Raw genomic sequence first — 1,400 nt, 5'->3', positions numbered from 1 at the left:
GAGCTATGCGGGAATTTGGGTGATGGCGTGATTTGAAAGGCGGCGTATCGTGGTGGTGTCAAAGCCAACCAGAACCTCACGAGGAGCGATACGCCTATGAAGACCGATACAACGATCCTACCCTTTCGCCAATCTGAATCGATAGCGGACCCTTTGACGGAGCTTGCGCGTGAAGGCGCGCGACGGATGCTGTCAGAAGCGCTGAAAGCTGAAGCCGACGCGTTTGTAGCAAGCTTTGCCGATGAGCAGCTGGAGGATGGTCGCCAACGGATTGTGCGGCATGGGTTTGGCCCAGAGCGGAAGATCCAGACGGGGATTGGTGCGCTGGATGTCCAGCGGCCCAAAGTGCGCGATCGGATGGACGCACTCGATCCTGCCGAGAAGATCCGGTTTACCTCGAACATCCTGCCCAAATGGGCGCGTCGTTCGGTGAGTTTGGATGCCTTGCTGCCAGTGCTTTATCTGAAAGGCATTTCAACGGGAGATTTCCAAGAAGCGTTGTCAGCCATCATGGGGCCCGACGCGCCAAACTTGTCGCCCAGCGTCATATCGCGACTGACGGCGGGCTGGCAGGGGCAGTATGATGCTTGGGCGCGACGTGATCTGTCGGCCCGTCACTATGTCTACATGTGGGCAGATGGCGTCTACCTTCAGGCCCGGATGGAAGAAAACGCCGAGTGTATGTTGGTGATTATCGGTGCGACCCCTGAAGGTAAAAAGGAACTGATCGGCTTTCAGGTTGGCTTGCGGGAAAGTGCGCAAAGCTGGCACGAGTTACTCACCGACATCAAGGCGCGTGGCCTGTCTGTCGCGCCACAAATCGCCGTCGGCGACGGTGCCATGGGTTTTTGGAACGCACTGGACCGGACGTTTCCAGGCACGAAGCATCAGCGCTGTTGGGTGCATAAGGCCAAGAATGTTCAGGGCTACTTTCCTACGCAAATGGCACCGGTGGTGAAATCGGATCTGAACGACATTCAGCACGCTGCCACGCGCGCAGAGGCAGAGGTGGCGCTGGCGGTTTTCACTGAGAAATACGGCAGCAAATACCCCAAGGGTGTCGCCTGCCTGACCAAGGACAAAGACGCGATGCTGGCGTTCTTTGACTTCCCGGCCGAACATTGGGGCCATCTACGCACCACAAACCCGATTGAAAGCGTGTTCGCCACTGTTCGGCACCGCACGGTGCGCACCAAGGGAGCGCTGTCGCAAAAGACAGCAAAACTGATGGTCTTCAGCCTTATTCAGGCGGCATCAAAGAAATGGCTCCGCCTCAAAGGAAAAAATCAGTTGCCAAAAGTCATCGAAGGAATCAAGTTCACTGACGGTATAGAACAGACCAACGATACCGAAAACCGCGCCGCCTGATGATGCGCGTCACCCAAAATCAACCATAGCTC

The 1,400-nt window shown here is 56.4% G+C and carries 1 protein-coding gene; it reads left to right on the top strand.

Annotated elements, in window-relative coordinates; translation table 11 throughout:
- The first annotated feature begins 96 nt into the window (after nt 1-96).
- Complete coding sequence (locus tag GZH79_RS14275) at nt 97-1,368, top strand: IS256 family transposase (protein WP_211644449.1); 1,272 nt, start codon at nt 97-99, stop codon at nt 1,366-1,368.
- Nucleotides 1,369-1,400 lie beyond the last annotated feature (32 nt).

Source organism: Loktanella sp. SALINAS62, assembly GCF_018263905.1.
GTDB lineage: Bacteria > Pseudomonadota > Alphaproteobacteria > Rhodobacterales > Rhodobacteraceae > Loktanella.
Note: the sequence above shows the minus strand (reverse complement) of the source record. Positions and strands in the feature narration are given on the sequence as shown.